The organism is Aeromonas sp. 602396, from assembly GCF_049173735.1.
In the GTDB taxonomy this organism is placed as follows: domain Bacteria; phylum Pseudomonadota; class Gammaproteobacteria; order Enterobacterales; family Aeromonadaceae; genus Aeromonas; species Aeromonas veronii_A.
The window spans coordinates 189,549-210,108 of sequence record NZ_JAAKSD010000005.1 but is presented as its reverse complement, the minus strand read 5'-3'; the positions used below and the strand labels follow the sequence as shown (position 1 = coordinate 210,108).

19 protein-coding genes are annotated in these 20,560 nt (G+C 61.7%); 5 read left to right on the top strand and 14 right to left on the bottom strand.

The features are described from left to right. Window positions 1-147: 147 nt before the first annotated feature. The 8 genes from G5229_RS09100 to G5229_RS09065 form a co-directional block, all read right to left on the bottom strand. A complete protein-coding gene (locus G5229_RS09100; protein WP_421208981.1) occupies window positions 148-2,907 on the bottom strand; it encodes a collagenase in 2,760 nt (919 codons plus the stop codon). 218 nt (window positions 2,908-3,125) lie between these two features. After that, complete coding sequence (gene menE / locus G5229_RS09095) at window positions 3,126-4,553, bottom strand: o-succinylbenzoate--CoA ligase (RefSeq protein WP_421208980.1); 1,428 nt, start codon at window positions 4,551-4,553, stop codon at window positions 3,126-3,128. Next, entirely contained in the window at window positions 4,546-5,475 is a 930-nt protein-coding gene (gene menC / locus G5229_RS09090) for an o-succinylbenzoate synthase (RefSeq protein ID WP_335865351.1), read from the bottom strand. The genes menE and menC overlap by 8 nt, the downstream gene beginning before the upstream one ends. Continuing rightward, window positions 5,475-6,335, bottom strand: coding sequence for a 1,4-dihydroxy-2-naphthoyl-CoA synthase (gene menB / locus G5229_RS09085; protein WP_164537779.1), 861 nt, complete (start codon window positions 6,333-6,335; stop codon window positions 5,475-5,477). The genes menC and menB overlap by 1 nt, the downstream gene beginning before the upstream one ends. Then, complete coding sequence (locus G5229_RS09080) at window positions 6,328-6,453, bottom strand: hypothetical protein (protein WP_258224330.1); 126 nt, start codon at window positions 6,451-6,453, stop codon at window positions 6,328-6,330. The genes menB and G5229_RS09080 overlap by 8 nt, the downstream gene beginning before the upstream one ends. After that, on the bottom strand, window positions 6,446-7,243 hold the full coding sequence (gene menH / locus G5229_RS09075) for a 2-succinyl-6-hydroxy-2,4-cyclohexadiene-1-carboxylate synthase (protein ID WP_421208979.1): 798 nt from the start codon (window positions 7,241-7,243) through the stop codon (window positions 6,446-6,448). The genes G5229_RS09080 and menH overlap by 8 nt, the downstream gene beginning before the upstream one ends. After that, entirely contained in the window at window positions 7,203-8,960 is a 1,758-nt protein-coding gene (gene menD / locus G5229_RS09070) for a 2-succinyl-5-enolpyruvyl-6-hydroxy-3-cyclohexene-1-carboxylic-acid synthase (protein WP_421208978.1), read from the bottom strand. The genes menH and menD overlap by 41 nt, the downstream gene beginning before the upstream one ends. 32 nt (window positions 8,961-8,992) lie before the next feature. Then, entirely contained in the window at window positions 8,993-10,315 is a 1,323-nt protein-coding gene (locus G5229_RS09065; protein WP_421208977.1) for an isochorismate synthase, read from the bottom strand. Window positions 10,316-10,523: 208 nt separating this feature from the next. Here G5229_RS09065 and G5229_RS09060 point away from each other — a divergent pair, with 208 nt between their 5' ends. Continuing rightward, window positions 10,524-11,429 carry a 1,4-dihydroxy-2-naphthoate polyprenyltransferase gene (locus G5229_RS09060; RefSeq protein ID WP_236358162.1) on the top strand — a complete coding sequence of 302 codons (906 nt, stop codon included), beginning with the start codon at window positions 10,524-10,526 and terminating at the stop codon, window positions 11,427-11,429. Between the two features lie 75 nt (window positions 11,430-11,504). On the opposite strand, the gene G5229_RS09055 is transcribed toward G5229_RS09060, so the two are convergent. Continuing rightward, complete coding sequence (locus G5229_RS09055) at window positions 11,505-12,899, bottom strand: PepSY-associated TM helix domain-containing protein (RefSeq protein ID WP_421208976.1); 1,395 nt, start codon at window positions 12,897-12,899, stop codon at window positions 11,505-11,507. Between the two features lie 268 nt (window positions 12,900-13,167). Between G5229_RS09055 and G5229_RS09050 the strand changes: the two genes are divergently transcribed. Beyond that, complete coding sequence (locus G5229_RS09050; RefSeq protein ID WP_005335923.1) at window positions 13,168-13,575, top strand: hypothetical protein; 408 nt, start codon at window positions 13,168-13,170, stop codon at window positions 13,573-13,575. A 26-nt stretch (window positions 13,576-13,601) separates the two neighbouring features. On the opposite strand, the gene G5229_RS09045 is transcribed toward G5229_RS09050, so the two are convergent. Continuing rightward, window positions 13,602-13,892 carry a YkgJ family cysteine cluster protein gene (locus tag G5229_RS09045; RefSeq protein ID WP_005341481.1) on the bottom strand — a complete coding sequence of 97 codons (291 nt, stop codon included), beginning with the start codon at window positions 13,890-13,892 and terminating at the stop codon, window positions 13,602-13,604. 89 nt (window positions 13,893-13,981) lie between these two features. Next, complete coding sequence (dbpA, locus tag G5229_RS09040; RefSeq protein WP_005335919.1) at window positions 13,982-15,361, bottom strand: ATP-dependent RNA helicase DbpA; 1,380 nt, start codon at window positions 15,359-15,361, stop codon at window positions 13,982-13,984. A gap of 544 nt (window positions 15,362-15,905) precedes the next feature. Here dbpA and G5229_RS09035 point away from each other — a divergent pair. Then, window positions 15,906-17,111 carry a NupC/NupG family nucleoside CNT transporter gene (locus G5229_RS09035; RefSeq protein WP_005363118.1) on the top strand — a complete coding sequence of 402 codons (1,206 nt, stop codon included), beginning with the start codon at window positions 15,906-15,908 and terminating at the stop codon, window positions 17,109-17,111. A gap of 64 nt (window positions 17,112-17,175) precedes the next feature. Here the strand turns inward: G5229_RS09035 and G5229_RS09030 are convergent, their stop codons facing one another. Both G5229_RS09030 and G5229_RS09025 read right to left on the bottom strand, forming a co-directional pair. Beyond that, window positions 17,176-17,676 (bottom strand): metal-dependent hydrolase, encoded by a 501-nt coding sequence (locus tag G5229_RS09030; protein ID WP_041234360.1) that lies wholly within the window; start codon window positions 17,674-17,676, stop codon window positions 17,176-17,178. A 125-nt stretch (window positions 17,677-17,801) separates the two neighbouring features. Beyond that, on the bottom strand, window positions 17,802-18,251 hold the full coding sequence (locus G5229_RS09025) for a YaiI/YqxD family protein (protein ID WP_124928468.1): 450 nt from the start codon (window positions 18,249-18,251) through the stop codon (window positions 17,802-17,804). A gap of 140 nt (window positions 18,252-18,391) precedes the next feature. Here G5229_RS09025 and zntB point away from each other — a divergent pair, with 140 nt between their 5' ends. Together zntB and G5229_RS09015 are read left to right on the top strand one after the other, a co-directional pair. Continuing rightward, the gene (gene zntB, locus G5229_RS09020; protein ID WP_162506411.1) at window positions 18,392-19,357 is read left to right on the top strand and encodes a zinc transporter ZntB; all 966 of its coding nucleotides are present in this window, start codon (window positions 18,392-18,394) and stop codon (window positions 19,355-19,357) included. 13 nt (window positions 19,358-19,370) lie between these two features. Continuing rightward, a complete protein-coding gene (locus G5229_RS09015; protein ID WP_005354921.1) occupies window positions 19,371-19,883 on the top strand; it encodes a mechanosensitive ion channel domain-containing protein in 513 nt (170 codons plus the stop codon). A 142-nt stretch (window positions 19,884-20,025) separates the two neighbouring features. Here G5229_RS09015 and G5229_RS09010 read toward each other — a convergent pair whose 3' ends face one another. After that, entirely contained in the window at window positions 20,026-20,439 is a 414-nt protein-coding gene (locus G5229_RS09010) for a hypothetical protein (RefSeq protein ID WP_216952830.1), read from the bottom strand. Between the last annotated feature and the right edge of the window lie 121 nt (window positions 20,440-20,560).

Sequence of the window (20,560 nt, the reverse complement as noted above, 5' to 3'; positions counted from 1 at the left end):
GCATTCTATTACAACTCGGCCGCTGGCGTCAGGCTTGATAACGGGCGGGCACCTCATTCGGGCAGAGGTTGTCGCAGCAGAGGCCGGGAGAGCGGGAGGATGAAGATAGGGGCTGCGGTGGCAGCCCCTCTAGTCGGTGAAGGTTTATCAGTGGGCGGAGTCGTTACCCTTGCAGGCGTCTGACTCCTTGTTGGCTTGCCACCAGGGCAGCAGATCCCGGGCGAGCCACGCCTGATAGGCGTCGCTGTCGTTGGCGATCAGCCGGTCCAGCTCCCCTTCGAAGTCGCTCATCGCCTGCTGCCGATCCGGATTGCGCAGCGCCTGTGCCAGCGCCAGCCAGCTGGCGCCGCGACCGGTGTCGTTAAGGAAGCGGTGCACGGTATAGGACCAGGAGTAGACCATCTCGCCACCCTGGTCGTAGTCAAGGTGGAGGATCGCCGCCAGTGTCGGGCGCTGGTTGGCGGGGCGGTTTGCCACGTTATCCAGACCCCGGGCAAAGCACTGGCCGTGGGCGATGTACTCTGCAATCCCCTCGGCCCACCAGGTGGTGCGGTTGAGCGGATAGTGGCCGAAGCTGCCGTACTGGTTGAAGCGGCCATCCAGATAGTGAACGTACTCGTGGCGCAGGTTCCACACCTGGAAGGCGGGGCGTTTCCACTCTGCCTCATAGGCGAAGAAGCGGGCCTGATTGCCGGGGCGAGCCGGATCCCCCTCGATATAGATGCCGCCATTGTCGGTAGAGACGCCAAACAGCGCGCTGCCGTAGCGGCCCCAGTCGGCGGAGGAGTTGAAGATCACCAGCTCCAGCGCCTCGTTGTGATCATCGGCCACCGGTTGCCAGCCTGTCTCCATCTGCTGGTGGAAGCGCTGCTCTTCATCACCCAGCTCGCGGCAGATCCCTTCGGCCTGAGCCAAGGTCAGATCCTGGGCGCGCAGACGCAGGGTGGGCGAGCAGGTGTGCTCGAACGGCAGAATATCTTCCATGCGGATCGGGGTACAAAGCCCGACAAACTCGCCGCTGACACAGGCTTCGCTGGTGCGATCCGTGTAGGTGAGGTAGTAGCTGGAGAGGGTCAGGGAGACCTCTTCCAGCATGGCAGCCGGATGCTGGCCGCCCGGGACCAGTCCCTGCTGGCGCATGATGGCGATGACATCGCGATCAAGCTGTTGGCGATAGGCGATCGCCTTATCCGGGCTGGTGTGATGGAGGTAGCGCATCATCTGGTAGAGGCGGCTGTGGGCATCGAGGATGTTGTTGAAGATAAACAGATCCCGTGAGCCATCGCGCTGTTTCCAGAGGGCCAGTTCGCTCAGGCCCAGTTGCAGCAGGCTCTGGCGCAATGCCGCCTCCTGCTGCAGCACAGCTGCGCTGAAGTCAGCCTGCTGACCGTAAGAGGCGCTCTGATCGACCAGATTGAGCAGCTCGAACAGGCCGTCGGCCCAGGGTTTGTGGCCATTGATCTGCGCCGCATGTTGCACCGCATAGCCGAGCGCCTGGTTGAGCTGGGCCAGCATGGGAGCGGCACTCTGGCGGAAGGCGGCTTGGCCAAGTTGTCCCTGCGCCGCTACACTCCAGGCTTCCAGCACTGTGCCAGCCTGATCCTGTGGTTCAGCTCCCAGCAGCAATGGGTGGTTGAGCAGGTCAATCATCACCCCGGCCAGTGCCCGGGCGGCCTGATCACTCTCCTTGCCAACGCCGCCGTGGTAGTTGTGGGCGCGCACATAGTAGAGCAGCTTGTCCATTGCCGGATGGGTCGGCTGGTTGGCCGCCAGAAGGGCACGCATCCCGCGCACCACCGCCATCAGCTTGGCGTCATCGTGGCCGTAATCCGCCTGCCAGGCAGGACTGTTCTGGCCGCTCACGTCAGCCACCAGTTTGGCGGCATCGCTGTCGAGCAGATCCACATCGGGCTGCTCGGGCTCGGAGCAGAGACGACCGTTGGCGCGACGGCACTCCAGTTGCTCCTCCTTGCTGGCCAGCACGATGGGGCGATTGAGCACCCGGCTCTCCTGCCACTCTTTGCTCTCTGGCAGGGGTTGCCACTCGCCGCCAGCGACCGGGTATTGGTAGCCGCTATCTTGCAGCGTTACCTGAACCTCGCTGCCAGCGGGGATCACCTGACGGCAGATGCGATAGCGGATGGTGTTGCTCCCCTCCTTGCGCTCCTGCGGCTCATCACACTCCTGCTGAGGCGTGAGCTGATCCAGCTGCCACTGATAGCGACGCCAGACGTGGATCTCGCTGACCTGAGCGGCAGCCTGACTGCCTGCCACCGGTTGCAGACGGAAAAAGATCTGCTCCAACCGGCCATCCCGCTCACTCGGGGTCTCTTCAAGTACCTGCAACTGCTGCCAATCCTGCGGCTGATAGTGCCACTCCGACTCGGCGCAGCGGCCCTGCGGGTTGAGTTCGCAGCGATCCAGCTCCCTTTCACTCTGACCCAGGATGATGGCTTGCGGCAGCGGCAGACGATCCTGCCGCTGGGCGGTCGGCGTGCCCGCCAGCTGCTCCCAGCGACCCTGCTTGAGGCCATAACCGAAGTCATAACTGCTGGCGGGAATGAGCTTGCCCGCTGGAATCCGGTCTTCACAGCGCATGAAGCGGATCTGCCAGCCCGCATCTACCTTGAGCTGCGGGTCGCCACACTGTTGCTCGGCCAGTGCGGCGAGATCGCTGTTCTGCCAGTCGAAGCGGCGGTAGACCCTAAGCTGCTGATAGGGTGCATTGCTGCTGCGCGCCTTGAGCTCGTAGGTGATCTCGGTGATGCGAGCGGCCAGCTGCCGGCTCGATTCGCCAGTCAGCTGATACTGTCGCCAGTCATTGGGGGAGTAGTTGGCTTGCGCCGAGGATGTAGCCAAAAGCAGGGGGCCTGCCAGCAGCAGCCACCCGGTACCTGAACGGTTCATTTTTATCCCTTTGTTCTTTTTTGTGTATTGTCTTGCGAGTAATCGCAAGGCAATTTAAACAGTTCCAAAGGGATATCAATTGCCAATTAAAAATCAGATAAATCAATAAGATGGTGACTTTTTGAGTCTGATCGAATTATCGTGGGTTGGCGCCGCAGTAAGGACTCACATGTTTCTTTTTTGTTTTCAAAGAAGATCGGTAAATTGTGAGTCCGATCTCATTCAGCTTGTCGTGCCCGAGTGGTCTGTTGTCGGGCTACCTTGCCCAGCCGTTGGCGAGAGGGCTTGAGATTGCCGCCAAGATCGGGCCAGGGGAGCCAGTGGTCGGGCACCATAAAGCCGGGCAAGGCGCTGCGGATCCAGGCTGCCAGTTCGGAGTCGGGAACCGGCTCGCCGTGCCAGTCGATAAAGGCGGCGGGGCGTTGCCCCCACTCGTCGCTCGGCACCGGCACCACCAGCGCCTGGGCGACAGCGGGATGATCTACCAGTCGCTGCTCGATGGTTTCGGGCTGGATGTTTTCGCCACCCGAGATAAAGAGGTTATCGAGACGTCCCTCTACCAGCAGTTCCCCTGCCACAGTGAACCGCCCCTTGTCACGGGTATGAAACCAGCCCTCGCCATCGAGGGGCAGTTCCAGCTCGCCATCTTGGTAGTAACCGGCAAACAGGGTGGCGCCGCGCACGCAGATCTCCAGCTCCCGGATGCACACCTCCCGTCCCGGTAGCGGTTTGCCAACTACGCCTGCATCGCCGGGGATAGCGGTGCAGACCTGACTGCCCATCTCGGAGAGACCATAACTCACCTTGGGTTCGAGCCCCATGGCGCAGAGGCGGCTCACCAGCGGCTGCGGGATGGCGGCGCCACCGAGCAGCAGCTCACGAAGGCGGGTACGGGCGGGGTCAAAGCCCTCTGCCAGCAGGCGCCAGAGCTGGGTCGGCACCAGCGAGAGGTGAGTGATGGGCTGGCACTCCAGCCGCTCCTTGAGGGAGCGTTCACGTTGATCCAGTACCAGAGTTGCGCCCGCCAGAAAGACCCGAAACAGGATGGCGTAGCCGCCGACATGGAACAGTGGCAGGGAGAGCAGCCAGCCGGACTTCTCATCGAGGGGAATGAGGCTGGCAGAGCCGCGCGCCGAGGCAAGGTGGTTGCAGAGCCGGTGCACCACCGCTTTCGGCGTACCGCTGGAGCCCGAGGTGAGGATCATGTTGTTGAGCTGGGTCGATTCCAGCGGCCATGTTTCCTCGCTTGCCGGCAGTTCGTGCGTGAAGTCGAGCTGCAAGGGCTGCCAGTTGCCTGCCGGGATCTCCCCTGCCGACCAGAAGGCATCGGCATCGAGTTGTACCGCCAGTTCGCGCTGCTTTTCGAGAGGAAAGGCGGGGTTGAGCGGGCAGAACACCACACCGCTGCGCACGCAGGCCCACGCCAGCAGCACATCTTCCAGCGCACCGCGCACCACCGCTACCAGATGATCGCCACGACGCACTCCGGCTTGTTCCAGCTGTTGGCACAGGCTGTTGAGGCGAGCATCGAGCTGGCGATAACTGAGAGGCGAGGCGGTGTGGATGGCAATGTGGTTCGGGGCTGTGATTGCCCGGTGGCGTACCGGGCAAGGCGTCTGTTCGGGTGAACGGGAGGGGTCAATCACGGTAATACAGTTGCTCCAGTCGGCTCAGATCCGGTTTGCCATCTTCCCCCAGCAGATTGCCAGCCATCCAGCGGCGGGTATCCAGACCCGGCGCCTGTTCCGGCGCCCATTCGCCTGCCAGATGAAAGAGCTGGTTCAGGCCCAGATCCGATTCGAAGCAGGAGGAGATGATCACCTTGAGCCGCAGTTCGCGGGCGCGGGCGATCAGCGCTTCGCAGTTGGCGAGTGAACCGAGCAGGGTAGGCTTGAGCACCAGCGCGCGCAGTTGCGGGATCGGCTCCCACGGCTTGCCTTGTGCCAGCAGTTCGTCCAGCGCCACCGGCATGCCGGTGCGGTTGGCGACAAAGGCGATGTCGGCAAAGTTGGCGCAAGGGTCTTCCAGATACTCGATGCGATTCGGGTCGAGGTGGCCGCAGAAGGTCCACGCCTCCTCGCGAGTCCAGCCCTGGTTGGCATCCAGTACCAGCTTGAGGGAGGGGAGGCGGTCGCACAGCAAGCGGATCAGCGCCAGCTCGTCACGCATCGGGTAGCGTGCCACTTTCAGCTTGGCCTTGCCGGGTGTGCGGTGCAGCCACTCTTTCCAGTTGCGCAGTAGCTCCTGGGGGGAGCCTTGAATGAGGGGATAGGGCTCCGGCAGTGGGTTGCTCTGTTCGGGCCATGTCCGGCGCGCGCAGTCGAGGCCAAATTGCACCGACGGCAGCACGGGGTTCGGGGTATCGCCGGCGGCCAAGACCGCCAGCGTGGCAAGGGCTTCTGCCTCTGCCTGTTGCAGGCTCTCTTTCGAGAAGCCGGGCAGGGGGGCGATTTCCCCCCAGCCGTCGTTGATGCGCACCAACAGCCCCTCTCGCGCCACCTCCACCTTGCCGTGAAAGGTCAGTGGCTGGGTAAAAGGCAGTTGATAGCGATACAGGGCGAGTGTCATCAGGGGTTCCGCTTGTATTTGGAGAAGTCGGGGCGACGCTTTTCGTTGAAGGCGTTGCGGCCTTCCTGACCCTCTTCGGTCATGTAGAACAGCATGGTGGCATTGCCCGCCAGCTCCTGCAAGCCCGCCTGACCATCACAGTCAGCGTTGAGGGCGGCTTTCAGGCAGCGCAGCGCCATCGGGCTGTTTTGCAGCATTTCGCGGCACCAGCGCACGGTTTCACGCTCCAGATCCGCCAGCGGCACAACGGTGTTGACCAGACCCATGTCGAGGGCTTGCCGGGCATCGTACATGCGGCAGAGGAACCAGATTTCGCGGGCCTTTTTCTGGCCGACGATGCGAGCCATGTAGGAAGCACCCCAACCACCATCGAAGGAGCCTACTTTCGGGCCGGTCTGGCCAAACTGGGCGTTGTCGGCGGCGATGGTCAGGTCACACATCATGTGCAGCACGTGGCCGCCACCGACCGCGTAACCGGCCACCATGGCAACCACAGGTTTCGGGCAGGTGCGGATGTCGCGCTGGAAGTCGAGCACGTTGAGGTGGTGAGTCCCCTCGTCATCGCGGTATCCACCGTAGTCGCCACGGATCTTCTGGTCGCCGCCGGCGCAGAAGGCTTTCTCGCCAAAACCGGTCAGGATGATGGTGCCGATCTGATCGTCATAACGGGCATCGGCCAGCGCCTGCAGCATCTCTTTGACGGTGCGGGGGCGGAAGGCGTTGCGTACCTGGGGACGGTTGATGGTGATCTTGGCAATGCCATCGTTGGACTTGTGATAGAGGATGTCCTCGTAACCGGCGGAGCAATCCTGCCACTCAACCGGAGCGTACAGTTCCGCTTCCGTCATTGCTTCAATCATGGTTTTTTCCTTCTGATCTGGGAGAGTGCAGTTGAGCACCGAGTTGAACACTGAGTTGAGCAATCCCGGCATGTTGAACAGGTGCATACAGTTCAGCTTCCGTCATTGCTTCAATCATGACTCGTCTCTTCTTGTTGGTTGACCCACTCCGCGAGGAGTCGGGCAAAGTTATCAGGCTGATGGGCGTGCAGATTATGGCCGCCATCCAGCACCAAGTGGTTGATTCTGCGATTTTGGTTCGCCAGCTGGCAAGCCAGCTGATGGAATTTGTGATCCCGCTTGCCACTCACATAAGTAACCGGCAGCTGGCTCGCCATGAGCCAGGGGGCGAGATCCGGCTGCTTGCCTAGCGAAGTGGCGCGCAGCATGGTGGCGATGCCCTGACCGTCGTTGCCAAGGCGGCGGGCGATCTGGCGGGCCCGGGCCGCATCGTCAAGATCGGCAAACACCCCTTGCCGGTACCAGTCTGCCAGCACGTCAGCCAGGGGCTCACGCTCGAAGCGCTGCGCCCACTGTTCATCATGCTGGATGCGGGCGGCCCGCTCACTGGCCGGTAGACCCGGGTGGCAGTTCTCCAGCAGCAGTCCCCGCAGCCCGGCGGGCTCGCGGCTGGCGTGATAGAGGGCCAGTCGCCCACCCAGCGAGTAACCCGCCAGCAGATAGCGTTCAATGTTGCGGCTGGCCAGCTCGGCGACCAGCCACTGGTGGCTCTGCTCAAAGTCGCTGACGTTGAGATCGCGATACTGGCCGTGACCCGGCAGATCGAGGGCGATGCAGCGGATGGCAGGCAGCCGGTCGATCACCGGTTGCCAGTCGCCGCCATCCCCCAGCAGGCCGTGCAGCAACACCAGCGGCACATTGGCATCTTTATTTGCCACGGATGGCGGCCCCCAGCGCCTTGAGATCATCGGCCACCTGCTCGCTCGGTACCCGGATCTCGATCAAGGTAACGCCATGTTGGAGGGCTGCGCGGTAATCCTGTTCGAACTCGAGCAGGGTGGTCGGTGCCCGATAGGCGAGACCAAACATGGCGGCGGCATGTTCAAAACTGAGGCCGTGGGGCAGCCGGTAGTAGCTCTCCAGCAGCTCCCCTTCGGTGGGCACCGGCAACATACGAAAGATGCTGCCGCCATCGTTGTTGAGCAGGATCACCACCAGCGGTCGACTCGCCTTGCTGAGCAGGGCGAGGCTATTGAGATCGTGCAGGGCGCTGAGATCCCCAAGCAGCAGGGTGGTGGGCTCATCACTGTCCTGCTCGATTGATTGGGCAAACCCGTAGGCGGTGGCGATCAGACCATCGATGCCGGAGGCGCCGCGGTTGGTCATCACCCGGCTCGGCCCCTTGCCCGTTTCGCCGAGCATATCCATCAGTCGTGCCGGCATGCTGTTGCCGACAAACAGTTGGCCTTCGATCAGGCGGTTGAGGCGATGGCAGACCCCAAGCTCGGAGAAGTACTCGCAGGCGGCGGCGATCTGCTGGCTGGCGTTGTGTTGCAGCTCGGCCAATGTGTGCCAAGGGGCCCGGGTGGTGACCGGATGGGCCGCAGCAAAGGCGCTGGCGCTGCACAGCAGCCGGTTGCGCAGCCGGTAGTCGGGATCGAGCCGCGCCGGTTGCGGATCCACCAGCCAGTAATCCTGCCATGAATGGTGTTTGATGAACTGGCCAAGCCGCTTGGAGACAAGCCGCGCGCCAAATTGCAGCAGCACCTCGGCGCGGCCGAGCTCGGCGACGAATTCAGGGTCGTTGAGCGCCAGATCTATGTGGATGAGGTTGCGACTATCGAAGCGGATCTGGCTCTGCAGATCCGCCAGCAGCGGCCAGCCAAGTTGCTCCGCCAGCGCGGCGGCGGTCTGTGCCTGCTTCGGGTCGGTAATGCGACCAGCCACAACGATACCGCGCTGTTGGCGAAAGGTTTCCCACTCCGCCTGAGGTGGGCAGCTCGGCTCGTTTTGCTGCCACGGGCTCCAGGGCTTGCGCGAGCAGAGCCAGTCACCGAGAGGCGCCAGATAGTCGGAGAAATCCTGATAGTGCTCGCCCGGGTAGAGGGGCTCGGGGTACATGCAGTTGAAGTGCACCACCCCGGGGGTGAGCACCTGTTTGGCCAAGGCTTGGTCCACCGAGCTCAGCACAAACGCCGCCGGAATGGTCGGGGTGGGGCTCGGCAGGTTCTGTTGATAGACGGGGTAGTGGCCGAAGATCCCCTGCTGGTCGATCGCCTGATTGGCGCCGTTGTCGATAAGCTCGTGGGGGCGATCGGCGGAGAGAATAATCAGCGGCACGCAGGTGAGCTGGGCCTCTGCCACGGCGGGCCAGAGGTTGGCTACCGCGGTGCCCGAGGTCATGATCACCGCCACCGGCCGGTTGCTCCCCTTGGCCAGCCCGAGCGCCATAAAGCCGAGGCCGCGCTCGTCAAAGTGCAGGTGACGACGAAAGCCTTGATGGGCCGCGGCCGCCATGGTCAGCGGCGCAGAGCGGGAGCCGGGGGCCAGCGCGATGTCGCGCACCCCGAGGCGAAAGAGCTCCTCCAGCAAGAGGGAGGACCAGACGTGGTTGAAGGTGGCGTGCTGATTCGAAAACGGGGGGCAGGCAAACTCTTCGCTGGCAGGCTCTTTACGGGTGGGCATAGGGGCTCTCGTAGCGTGAAAAGGGTGAATGACTATCCCAGCAGGGAGAGCACATTGGCGATCTTGTTGTCGAGTTCGGCCCACTCGGCGACAGGCTCGGAACCGGCGACAATGCCGGCACCGGCAAACAGAGTGACGCTGCCCGGCTGAATGCGTGCGCTGCGAATGGCGACCGAGAACTCGGACGTCTCTCGACTCAGCATGCCGCAGGCACCGGCGTACCAGCCCCGATCGTAGGGTTCGAACTCGCGGATAAAGGCGAGCGCTGCCTCGCGCGGGGCACCGCCCACCGCCGGCGTCGGGTGGAGGGCATCGAGCAACTGCCAGTCGCAGACGCCGGGCTTGAGCTCGGCTTCGATATCGCACTTGAGATGCTGCAGCAGCCGCAGTTTGAGAATGCGCGGCTCGGTCAGGGTGGCATCGTGGGTCAGTGGTGCCAGACGGCTGAGGATGTCGGCGTGTACCAGCCGGTTCTCCAGCCGGTTCTTGCTGTCGGCCAGCAGCTCGGCAGCCAGTTGGGCATCCACCTCTTCATCGCCGGAGCGGCGAATGGTGCCCGCCAGCGCCTCGGTAAAGAGGTGGCGATCTTCCCGGCGATAGAGCCGCTCGGGGGAGCAGGCGATAAAGGCCTGCTCGGGGGAGAATTGAAAACCGAAGTGGAAGCAGTCTTGGGCGTGGCGGGCCCACTGGTCGAGCATTGCCCAGGGATTGATATCCGCATCATGGTTCGGACTGGTCAGCACGCTCTCCCGCGACAGCACCACCTTGGGAGTGTGCGCCTGAAAATCGGGGGCGGTGACGTGCTCTACCAAGGTCTGCCACTGGGCGGGGCCGGGGCAATCCTGTCGCTGCCAGGGCTGCTTTTGCAGGGCGGGCAGCGGGGCTTCCGGGCGCAGGGCATCGAGGGCGGCTTCGGCCGCCTGCAGTTCGGCCTCGAGATTGTTTTCATCCAGCCAGAGGTTGAGGCAGAGGCTGACGCACTCGCCACGGCGCACCAGCTCGATGCGGGGCAGCACGAAACGGCAGGGGCCAAACCCTTGCCAGCCGGATTGGGCCGGATCGAACGCCAGTCCGCCATAGTAGCGAGGGCTGTCGTCATGATGCTGGTTGGCTGTGTTAGTGCACACCTGCTTGATGGCGTGCGGTTCGGTCAGTTCATGGATGGCGCCCAGCGCGACATACTCGGGACGAGCTTCTCCACGGGCCTGCCAGTAGATGCGGGGATAGAGGGTTTGCGCCGCGAGCCAGCCCAGAAAGGAGCGGATTTCGATCGCCACTCGCAACCGTACGAAGCCGCTGACGTTGCTGTGACGCAGGGCGTCCAGTTGTTGCTTGATATGGGTCTGAGCCAACATGGATTCTTTTCTGAGCCGGGTAGTAACGAGCGATCCGGTAGCTGGATGCCGTAGGTTTATGCCAAAGGGCGATGATTTCCTATATATTATCTGCCCATTCGTCCATGTAAATCGCCCGCGGGAGCTTCACTCTCCGGGGCCAAGTATACCCAAATCCGGTTCGATAACCCTTAACACGATCAATATCCGATTGTTTGGCCATCACAAAATGACAAATACCTTCTCTGTTTGGTTGCTGGCGGCGCGTTTGCGAACACTGCCGCTCGCCTGCTCTTCCATCCTGCTGGGCTCGGGGCTGGCTGCCAGTCGTGGCGCCTTCGATGGCACCATCATGGCGCTCTCCCTGCTGACCGCCATCCTGCTGCAGATCCTCTCCAATCTGGCCAACGATTACGGCGATGCGGTTTCCGGCGCCGACAACGGCGAGCGGATCGGCCCGCAGCGGGCGGTGGTCTCCGGCCTGATCACCCGCAAGCAGATGTGCGTGGCGATGGGGCTGACCGCGCTGGCGGCGGTGGCCAGTGGCCTGCTGCTGCTGGGCTGTGCCTTTGGCGGCCAGTGGCTGCAGATTTTGGCATTTGTAGTGCTGGGTGGCGCGGCCATTGTCGCGGCGGTGACCTACACCGTCGGCAAGACCCCTTACGGCTATCGCGGGTTTGGCGATATCTCGGTGTTCCTCTTCTTCGGGCTGCTCGGGGTGCTCGGCTCCTACTACCTCTTCACCAAGACGCTGGAGTGGGATCTGCTGCTGCCCGCCACCGCCTGTGGCCTGCTGGCAACCGCCGTGCTCAATATCAACAATGTGCGCGACATCGAGACCGACGCCGCCAGCGGCAAGATCACTCTGGCGGTGCGCCTTGGCCGCAACCGTGCCATCGCTTATCACTGGGTGTTGCTGGGGGCTGCACTGCTGGCGACCATCGCCTTTATCCTGATCCAGCCCGCCAGCTTCTGGCCGTGGATCTTCCTGCCCGCCATGAAGCCTCTCAGCGATGCGGCCAAGACTCTTCGCGAAAGCTACGATGGCGAGGTGCTGACCGGTTCCCTCAAGAAGACCGCCATCAGCGCCTTTCTGTTCAGCCTGCTGCTCTCCATCGGTTTGGCGCTCTCCTGACCGCTGGTCGCAGCGCGCCAAGGCGAATAATGAAAAGGGCTCCCGAGATGGGAGCCCTTTTTGGTTTTGGCCGGTTTAGCTGGCGCGTGCCACCCTGAGAGGGCGGCGGGAGAAAATCAGGGTATCCAGCAGCCAGATGGCGATCATGGAGGCGCCCACCAGCGGGAAGGCGATTCCCAGCAGGATCAGCAGGGCGATGGCACCGCGCATCGGCGGCAATTTGGCGGGCAGTGGCGGCGCGGCGAGACGGCCCTGCGGACGACGGCACCACCAGATCCACAGACCACTCACGGCGCTGGCCAGCACCATCAGGCAGATGAGCAGCATGGCGAGCTGATGGGGCCAGCCGTAGAGCTTGCCCATGTGCAGCATGACGCCGCTCTCCACCGTTTTGGCTACCGTGCCGTAATCCTGCCAGCGCACATCGGCCAGCACCTTGCCGCTGTATTGATCGATATGCAGGGTGGCGTCGTTGCGCGGATCGTCGGCAAACAGGGCGATGGTGTAGACGCCGGTGTCGCCGACCGGCGGGGTGATGCTGTAACCCGGTTGGACTCCCCGTTCATTAGCGATCTCGACGACCTGTTGCAGCGCAATGCGCTGGCTTGCCATCACCACACCCTCACCCTCGCCGTGGTTCATGGCGCCGTGATCGTGCCCCTCATCGACCGGCTGCGAGCTGGGCATAGGGGTGTTCTCGACCGCCCAGGGGACGGTCTGCTCATGGGCCTGATTCAGGCTGCGGGCCAGCGGTGCCGATTTGGGCACCTCGTTCCACATGGCGGCCGGGAAGCGGTTCCAGACTGCGGCAAACTGATCGCCCCAGAAACCGGTCCAGGTCATGCCGCTCAACAGCAACAGCAGCAGGAAACCGGCGCCCCAGAAGCCGACCACGGCGTGCAGATCGCGCCACCAGAGGCGTCCACGCTGGCTCACTCTGGGCCAGAGGATGCCGCCCACCCCGGGCCCCTTGCGTGGCCACCAGAGGTAGAGGCCGCTCAGCAGCAGTACCAGCCCCCAGCCTGCAGCCAGCTCGATCAGCCGATCCCCAGTGGTGCCGAGCAGCAGGTCGGCGTGCAGGGAGCGAGCTACCGCTTGCAGATTCCACTTGTTGTCCATGGTGCCGAGCAGGGCGCCGCTGGCGGGCTCCATAAACAGGGTCAGCTCGCGATCCCCCTGATTGACGATGAACTGGGCGCTCTGGTCGGGAGCGGCAGGCGGCAGATATTTACGCAGGCTGGCATCGGGCATGGTCATCATCGCCTTGGCCAGCAGCTGGTCGGCACTCAGGGTCTGGCTGGCGGGGGCGACCTTCATCAACTCGGGGTACATCAGGTTGTCGAGCTGGGGTTTCAACAGATAGACGATCCCGGTCAGTGACAGCAGGATCAGGAAAGGGGCGACAAAGAGACCGGCGTAGAAATGCCAGCGCCAGATCCGTTGGTAATGACTCGAGTCCCTGTTTTTCATTACACATCCTTGTTGGGGTGCCAAACCTTTCGGCTGGTGGAATGTTTGTAGCGGCGCGGATAATAGCAGTAACGTTTCATTAACTGCAATCACACATCTTGAGATCGGTTCGGTGCGGGATGTCGGTAACATGAGGTGCCAACGGTTTGCCGGATAGGATTAGCACGCTTTGGGAAAAGCCTGTTTGCTGCTGGACTTTTCCTTATAAATTATTACCTTGTGGTAACAATTTGCAGGCGATGGTGGTGGTAACGGAATGGGAGCAGTCATGCAGCCACATGGGCAATTTGACATGGAGCGCAGGGGTCAGATGCTGATCTGCCGCCCGAGTGGCCCCTTCAATCTGGCAGGTGCCATGGCCTATGAGGCGCGATTTCGTCACGAACTGGCCGGTCTGATGGATGGCCCCTGGGGGATTGTCGAGGTCGCGACCGAGTTTGAAGCGGCCGGGCCCGAGGTGCTGGCCCGTTTTCGTCGCCAGTTTGGTTGGTGTGCCGAGAGTGGCTGTCAGTTTCTGGCGGTGGTTTTCGTAGGGGGCTTCAAGCGCTATCTGGCGGATAACATCTTCAAGGGATTACCCTTTCGGGCGGTACGTTACTTCGAGCAGGAGGCTGCGGCCATCCAGTGGCTGGGGGAGCAGCTCAACACCGCTCCCTGTGAACCTGCGAGCGCTTGACCACCCTTATCCTGACTGGCCTTGGCTCAATCCAGCTTGATAAACCACTTGTCCCGCTCGTCAACACAGTCGGGTTCACCCATTTCGAATTCGCGGCAGATCAGCGGCCGCACCTCGTAGATACGGCACATCATGGTGTTGCGATCGAGGGCGGCGCACCAGCCATCGTCCAGCCGGCGCATAACCGGTATCTCGCCATCCCGTTCCAGTACATAACGGTCCGGCACGCCGGTATCGGTAAAGAGCATCACTTCGAGGCGGCAGCAGCAGGCTTCGCAGTTCTGGCAGCTCACATCGGTTTGGATTGCTTGGGTCATGGTGCCTGTCTTGCCGCATGGCGGCATCGGAGATATGAAACAGGCGCCTGTCAGGCGCCTGTGGTCTGGCTAACGGCTTGCAAAGAACCTTAGCCCAGTTTGCGGGCGCGGTAGCTGCGACCCTTGATCTTGCCTTCCTGCAACCGCTTGAGGGCGGCGCTCGCCACGCTGCGCTTCACGGCGACGTAGGAGTACTGCTCGGAGATCTGGATCTTGCCCACGTCGGCGCCGGCAATGCCGCCTTCACCGGTCAGGGCGCCGAGAATGTCACCGGCCCGCACCTTGGTCTTGCGGCCTGCATCGATGGAGAGGGTCACCATCTGCGGGGCGATCGGCTTGATGTCGCGGCCGATGCTGTCGAGATCACCCAGCGGCATCGGGGCCTGCTGGTACTCTTCGATAAAGTTGACGCGCTGGGCCTCGTTCGGCTGATAGAGACTCAGGGCCAGACCCTGCTGGCCGGCACGACCGGTACGGCCGATGCGGTGCACGTGCACTTCCGGATCATAGGTCAGCTCGTAGTTGATGACGGCGCCCAGCTCCTTGATGTCGAGGCCGCGGGCCGCCACGTCGGTGGCCACCAGAATGGTGGCGCTGCCGTTGGCAAAACGCACCAGCACCTGATCCCGCTCGCGCTGTTCCAGATCGCCGTTCAGCGCCAGCGCCGAGAAGCCCTTGGCGGCCAAATGGTCGGCCACGTCGTTACAGGCGCGCTTGGTGTTGCAGAACACCACGCAGGAGCTGGGCTGGTAGTGACTCAGCAGCCAGGTGAGGGCGTCGAGGCGCTGACCGGCAGGCACTTCGTAAAGCTTCTGTTCGATGGCGCTCCCCTCGTGCAGGGACTCCACGCTCACCTCGACCGGATTGCGCTGCACGCCGCGGCTCATCTGGGCGATCCCTTCCGGATAGGTGGCGGAGAAGAGCAGGGTCTGACGCTGTTGGGGGGCATAGCTGATGACCCGGTTGATATCTTCGCCAAAGCCCATGTCCAGCATGCGATCCGCTTCATCCAGCACCAGCGTCTTGAGGCCGGATAGCTCCAGCGTGCCTTGCTCCAGATGCTTGAGAATACGACCCGGGGTGCCAACAGCGATGTGGGCACCAAAGCTCAGGGTGGCGGACTGCGGTGCGGTCGGGGTGCCGCCGCACAGGGTGACCAGCTTGACGTTGGGCAGGGCGCGCGCCAGACGACGGATCTCCTGAGCCACCTGATCCGCCAGTTCGCGGGTCGGGCAGAGCACCAGCGCCTGCACTTCGAGGCGGTTGACGTTGAGCTTGGCCAGCAGGCCGAGGCCGAAGGCGGCGGTCTTGCCGCTGCCGGTTTTTGCCTTGGCGATCAGGTCTTTGCCATCGAGCACCAGGGGCAGGCTCTGGGCCTGGATCGGGGTCATCTGCAGGTAACCCAGGCTGGTGAGGTTCTCTTGCAGGGCGGGGGAGAGATTGAGGCTGCTAAATTCGCTGTTGTTCACAAAAGGACTCTATTTCGGAGAAAACGGGGATGCGCGAGCGCTAAGGCCGCGCATCATACCAGAATGTGGCACCGGATGTGGCGGATTTTTGAACGGCTGGTCACGAGGGGGCCATGAAAGGTTCATTTGTTGCCAAACCGATCGCGGGCGAGCACTGACAATGTAATAAGGACTATTTTTCAAACACACATCTAATTATTTATCGCGGATAAACGTTTTCTATTTTCAGTGTTTTAATATAATGACTGGAAAATATTCCACGAGTAGTTATTGCGCCATAGGGAATGTTGCGAAAATGCTGATGAAATATTTTCAAAGAACATAAAAACGGCGCCAGCCTTACTCAATATGATGTTTTTAAAGGAATTTATATTTTCCATGTTGCGCGATTAATATCAGTTCATTGCACAATTAATTTAAAAACGTTTGTATTATCCTGCCTCCATAATATTGCGCGGGATTGTGATGGCTATCTGATTTTTAAATGTGCAAATGTCTATGATGGCGCCGGTCAAAAATTACAATTTACTCAGGTGCTACAGGTATGGAATACGTTCACTTTGTGCTCGGACTGGTGATGGTCCTCGCTCTCTCTCTGCTGGCTAACCGCCACAACTGGAAACAGATCAAGCTGCGTTATATCGGCCAACTGCTGGTGGTCGAACTGGCGCTGGCCTGGTTCATGCTGAACTCGGAAGTGGGTCTGGCGGTGGTGGGGGGCTTTGCCGCCGGCTTCACCAAGTTGATGGAGTTTGCCAAACAGGGTACCGACTTCGTGTTCGGTGGTCTGGTCAACGAAGGGGCCTTCTCCTTCTTCCTGATGGTGCTGATGCCCATCGTCTTCATCTCCGTGCTGATCGGTATTCTGCAGTACATCCGCCTGCTGCCGCTGGTGATCCGCGGTATCGGTACCGTGCTGGCCAAGATCAACGGCATGGGCAAGCTGGAGTCTTTCAACGCCATCAGCTCGATGATCGTCGGTCAGTCCGAGAACTTCATCGCCCTCAAGAACATCCTGCCGCACCTGAACGAGAAGCAGATGTACACCCTGGCGGCGACGGCCATGTCTACCGTCTCCATGTCCATCGTCGGTGCCTACATGCAGCTGATCGAGCCACGCTACGTGGTCGCCGCGCTGGTGCTCAACATGTTCAGTACCTTTGTGGTGCTCTCTCTGATCAACCCCTACGAGCCGGATAACTCCGTGACCGACATCAAGGCCATTGCCGAAGGTGACGAGCACCACACGCCGAAGAAAGAGAACTTCTTCGAGATGCTGGGCGAGTACATCATGGCCGGTTTCACCGTTGCCGTGATCGTGGGTGCCATGCTGGTGGGCTTCATCGCTCTGATCGCCCTCATCAACTACCTGTTCGAGATGGCATTTGGCGTGAACTTCCAGTTCGTCATGGGCTACCTCTTCTACCCGATCGCCTGGATCCTGGGCATCCCGAGTGGTGAAGCGCTGCAAGCTGGCTCCATCATGGCGACCAAGCTGGTGACCAACGAGTTTGTGGCCATGATGGATCTGGGCAAGGTGGCTGCCGAGCTCTCTCCGCGCACCGTCGGTATCCTCTCCATCTTCATGGTCTCCTTCGCCAACTTCAGCTCCATCGGCATCATCGCCGGTGCGGTAAAAGCGCTGAACGAAGAGAAGGGCAACATGGTTTCCCGCTTCGGCCTGAAGCTGGTCTACGGTTCTACCCTGGTCAGCCTGCTCTCTGCCGTTATCGCAGGCATCATGATCTGATCCTCTAGTGGTTCGCACCACTGCTTGGGCCCCTGACCTCGTCAGGGGCTTTTTTGTTTCTGGCTCACAGCCGCCAGCCGCACCACCAGCCGGCGACCAGCAAGGTGAGAGTGCAAAAGCCGGTTTCGATGGCACCGCCGCTGCGCAGCGGCCAGCCCGGCAGGCGGTAACGGCGCTTGATGGGCCAGAAGAGCGGAATGCCCGCCGGGGTGAGCCAGTCCCCCAGCAGATGGCTGAGGTAGCCGACGATCAGCGCATCCTTGACCCCCATGGGCAGGGTGTCCGGCGGCAGGCTCTGGTTCAGCCCCCAGACAGCGGCGGCGACCGCCAGCAGACTGTGGGTGAAGCCGCGATGGCCGAACAGCCGCGACAGAGGTTTCGAGATCCACGGCAGGCGCTGCCCCAGCACCGATTTGGGGTGGTCGAGGTCGGGCAACAGGGCGCTGGCCAGCGCGGCAGGGATGGTCTGCCACAGGCTGGCATCGGCCAGCGCCGGAGTGAGCTGCAGTTTGTGGGCGATCAGGGTGCAGGTAACGGAGAAGAGCAGGTGCCCTTGGGCGGTCATGATGATTACGGCGTGGACAAGATGGCGGCGCATCTTACCAGCCTGACGGTTGTGGTCAGCTCTTATTTTAAAAATCAGGATGTTACGGCGAAAAAGCGCCCAAATTGGGCGCCTTTATAGCCTATTTATAACTTGCCTTTGACCAGCCACTTGTCGAGGGCATTGGCAAAACGCTGCTTGTCGGCGGCATTGAGGGGGGCCGGGCCGCCGGTCTGCACCCCGGCCGAGCGCAGCTCTTCCATAAAGTTGCGCATGCCGAGCCGCGCCTTTATGGTCTCGCGGGTGTAGATCTCGCCACGGGGATTGAGCGCCTCGCCACCGGCATCGATCACCCAGGAGGCGAGGGGGATGTCGCCGGTGATCACCAGATCGCCGGGTTGAACCTGCTGGGCGATGACATGATCAGCCACATCGAATCCCTTCTCCACCTGCTGGGTTTTGATGAAGGGCGAGGGGGGCACCCGCAATCCCTGATTGGCCACCAGGGTGGTGACGACCTGGGCGCGGTGGGCGGCGCGGTAGAGGATCTCCTTGACCGGAATGGGGCAGGCATCGGCATCAACCCAGATGGGCATGGCATGGTTTCCTGTAGTGAAAGCGGATGGAAAACGAGAGCGGCCATGTTAACACAGGCCTCCCCTTCCAGGCGCGGGGCTGAGTCGGCCCCGCCTTTGGTGTAAGCTGGGGCCAGCACATGAAACGAGAAGGAGACGAGATGGATCGGGTGCCCGGTGAAGTGATTTATGCCCTGACCCTGGATGGCAAGGGGGGCATGGCGCCGCTGACGGCGGGAAGCGAAGTCCCGGCGGGACATCCCGGCTGGCTGCATCTGGATTACGGCAATCCCGATTCGGCGCGCTGGCTGTTGCAGACCCCCTTGCTCAGCGAGGCGGCTAGGGAGTCGCTGCTCGGCCAGAGCAATCGTCCCAAGCTGGTGCGGATGGGGGAGACGGTGCTGCTGATCCTGCGCGGCATCAACCATAACAAGGATCACAGGCCCGAAGAGATGGTGGCGCTGCGCATCTTCATCACCCCGGATCTCATCATCAGCAGCCGTCGTCGTCCGCTGCTCTCCGAACAGGATGTCTTCAACCAGCTCAAGCTGGGGGGCGGCGCCGATACCCCGGCCGACTGGCTGGTGGAGATCTGCGATGCCCTGACCGATCGGGCGGGGGAGTTTGTCGAGGAGCTGCACGACAAGATCCTCGATCTGGAGGAGATGGTGCTGATGCGCGACATGCCCGCCAATGGCCGCTTGGCGCTGATCCGCAAGCAGCTCATCATGATCCGCCGCTACCTCTCGCCGCAGCGGGATCTGGTGGCGCGGCTGGCCAACGAGAAGATCAGCTGGCTGGATGAGGATGATCGCCGCCGTCTGCTCGATATCGCCGACCGGCTGCGGCGCTGGCTCGATGACCTCGATGCCGGAGTGGCGCGCACCGCCGTGCTGGCAGACGAGATCAACAATCTGATGGCAGAGGCGACCAACCGCCGCGCCTACCAGATGTCGGTGATGGCACTGCTCTTTTTGCCGGCCAGTTTCCTGACCGGTCTGTTTGGCATCAACCTGGGGGGCATTCCCGGGGCCGAGAATCCGACCGCCTTCTGGGTCTTCTGCGGATCCTTGGTGGCGCTGGCAAGCGGGCTGGCTATCTGGCTCAAACATCGGCGCTGGTGGTAAGGAGGCATAACCCATGTGGCAATCAATTGGCCTGACCCTACTGCTGTTGCTGGGGCATACCCTGATCCGGCGGCTGATTCACAAGAGCCTGCTGGCGCTCGGTCAGAGCAGGCAGGTGAGCGAGAACCGGGTGCTCTACGTGGCCCATGTGTTCCACTTCCTGCTCGGCTGCGCCACCTTGCTGGTGCTGGCCGGGGTGTGGGGGCTCGACTTCTCCCGACTGGTGGTGCTCGCGTCCTCCTTCTTTGCGGTATTGGGGGTCGCCATGGTCGCCCAGTGGTCGATCCTCTCCAACATCACCGCCAGCATCACCATCTTCTTTGCCTTCCCCTACAAGATTGGCGACCGGATCCGCATCCTCGACAAGGATGATTCGGTCACCGGCGTCATCACCGAGATTGGCCTCTTCTACGTGCGGGTGCGTGATGACAACGGCGATCTGGTCACCTATCCGGCCAACCTGATCCTGCAAAAGCCGGTCAGAAAGCTGGAGGGCAAGGTGGCGGAACCGCTGCAACCGGAGTAGCAGGACATTTGCTGCCGGGGGGCTGGGCGTAGCGAGGAGTGATGCTCTGGTGTAAATCCACCACGCCTTCATTCGACACAGGCTATTGTGGATGCGTGCTGCGGCCACAATAGCCAGAACGACTCAACAGTTGGCTCCGCAGCTAGATCTCCTGTTGTGAGAGATCGGCCTGCGGCTTGTGTTGCCAGATTGCGCCGAGCAGCAACTTGAGCAGCAGTCCGGGCGGGTTGTCCAGCAGTTTGCCGGACTCCAGCAGCAACTGGCCATCGGCGCGAAATCCGAGGCTGGCATCTATGGTGCCATCCTCCGAGACCACCTGGATCAGGCCATTGAGGGCTGAGCGTTCACCGGGCTGACAGCGCAGCCGCAGTTCGCGGGGTTCCCCCAGCAGAGTGAAGGCGCGGCTCAGCGGGGGTGAGTCTTCATAATCGGGCCAGTTGAAGAAGTGATACTGTTCGGCCAGGGCGCCAGCCTGCTGGCAGAACTGGTCGAACAGCTGCCCGATCGCCTGATACTCCTGATCGAGTCGTCTTGCCTGCTCTTCAATCCGTTTCATTGCTTACTCCTTGTCTATCCACTTGATCAGACATTGCTTTTCTGACCCCGTGACTGCCGTTTTCCAGATATGAGGCCAAATGGCCGCGAGGTCTGTGAGCCGGATCGAAGTTTCAGTCTGA

What these genes read in the sequence shown, in the direction of transcription:
- G5229_RS09100 (WP_421208981.1), bottom strand. Translation starts at nt 2,907, where the DNA reads ATGAACCGTTCAGGTACCGGGTGGCTGCTGCTGGCAGGCCCCCTGCTT.
- menC (WP_335865351.1), bottom strand. Translation starts at nt 5,475, where the DNA reads ATGACACTCGCCCTGTATCGCTATCAACTGCCTTTTACCCAGCCACTG.
- menB (WP_164537779.1), bottom strand. Translation starts at nt 6,335, where the DNA reads ATGATTGAAGCAATGACGGAAGCGGAACTGTACGCTCCGGTTGAGTGG.
- G5229_RS09080 (WP_258224330.1), bottom strand. Translation starts at nt 6,453, where the DNA reads ATGATTGAAGCAATGACGGAAGCTGAACTGTATGCACCTGTTCAACAT.
- menH (WP_421208979.1), bottom strand. Translation starts at nt 7,243, where the DNA reads ATGATCTCAAGGCGCTGGGGGCCGCCATCCGTGGCAAATAAAGATGCC.
- menD (WP_421208978.1), bottom strand. Translation starts at nt 8,960, where the DNA reads ATGCCCACCCGTAAAGAGCCTGCCAGCGAAGAGTTTGCCTGCCCCCCG.
- G5229_RS09065 (WP_421208977.1), bottom strand. Translation starts at nt 10,315, where the DNA reads ATGTTGGCTCAGACCCATATCAAGCAACAACTGGACGCCCTGCGTCAC.
- G5229_RS09060 (WP_236358162.1), top strand. Translation starts at nt 10,524, where the DNA reads ATGACAAATACCTTCTCTGTTTGGTTGCTGGCGGCGCGTTTGCGAACA.
- G5229_RS09055 (WP_421208976.1), bottom strand. Translation starts at nt 12,899, where the DNA reads ATGAAAAACAGGGACTCGAGTCATTACCAACGGATCTGGCGCTGGCAT.
- G5229_RS09050 (WP_005335923.1), top strand. Translation starts at nt 13,168, where the DNA reads ATGCAGCCACATGGGCAATTTGACATGGAGCGCAGGGGTCAGATGCTG.
- G5229_RS09045 (WP_005341481.1), bottom strand. Translation starts at nt 13,892, where the DNA reads ATGACCCAAGCAATCCAAACCGATGTGAGCTGCCAGAACTGCGAAGCC.
- G5229_RS09035 (WP_005363118.1), top strand. Translation starts at nt 15,906, where the DNA reads ATGGAATACGTTCACTTTGTGCTCGGACTGGTGATGGTCCTCGCTCTC.
- G5229_RS09030 (WP_041234360.1), bottom strand. Translation starts at nt 17,676, where the DNA reads ATGACCGCCCAAGGGCACCTGCTCTTCTCCGTTACCTGCACCCTGATC.
- G5229_RS09025 (WP_124928468.1), bottom strand. Translation starts at nt 18,251, where the DNA reads ATGCCCATCTGGGTTGATGCCGATGCCTGCCCCATTCCGGTCAAGGAG.
- zntB (WP_162506411.1), top strand. Translation starts at nt 18,392, where the DNA reads ATGGATCGGGTGCCCGGTGAAGTGATTTATGCCCTGACCCTGGATGGC.
- G5229_RS09015 (WP_005354921.1), top strand. Translation starts at nt 19,371, where the DNA reads ATGTGGCAATCAATTGGCCTGACCCTACTGCTGTTGCTGGGGCATACC.
- G5229_RS09010 (WP_216952830.1), bottom strand. Translation starts at nt 20,439, where the DNA reads ATGAAACGGATTGAAGAGCAGGCAAGACGACTCGATCAGGAGTATCAG.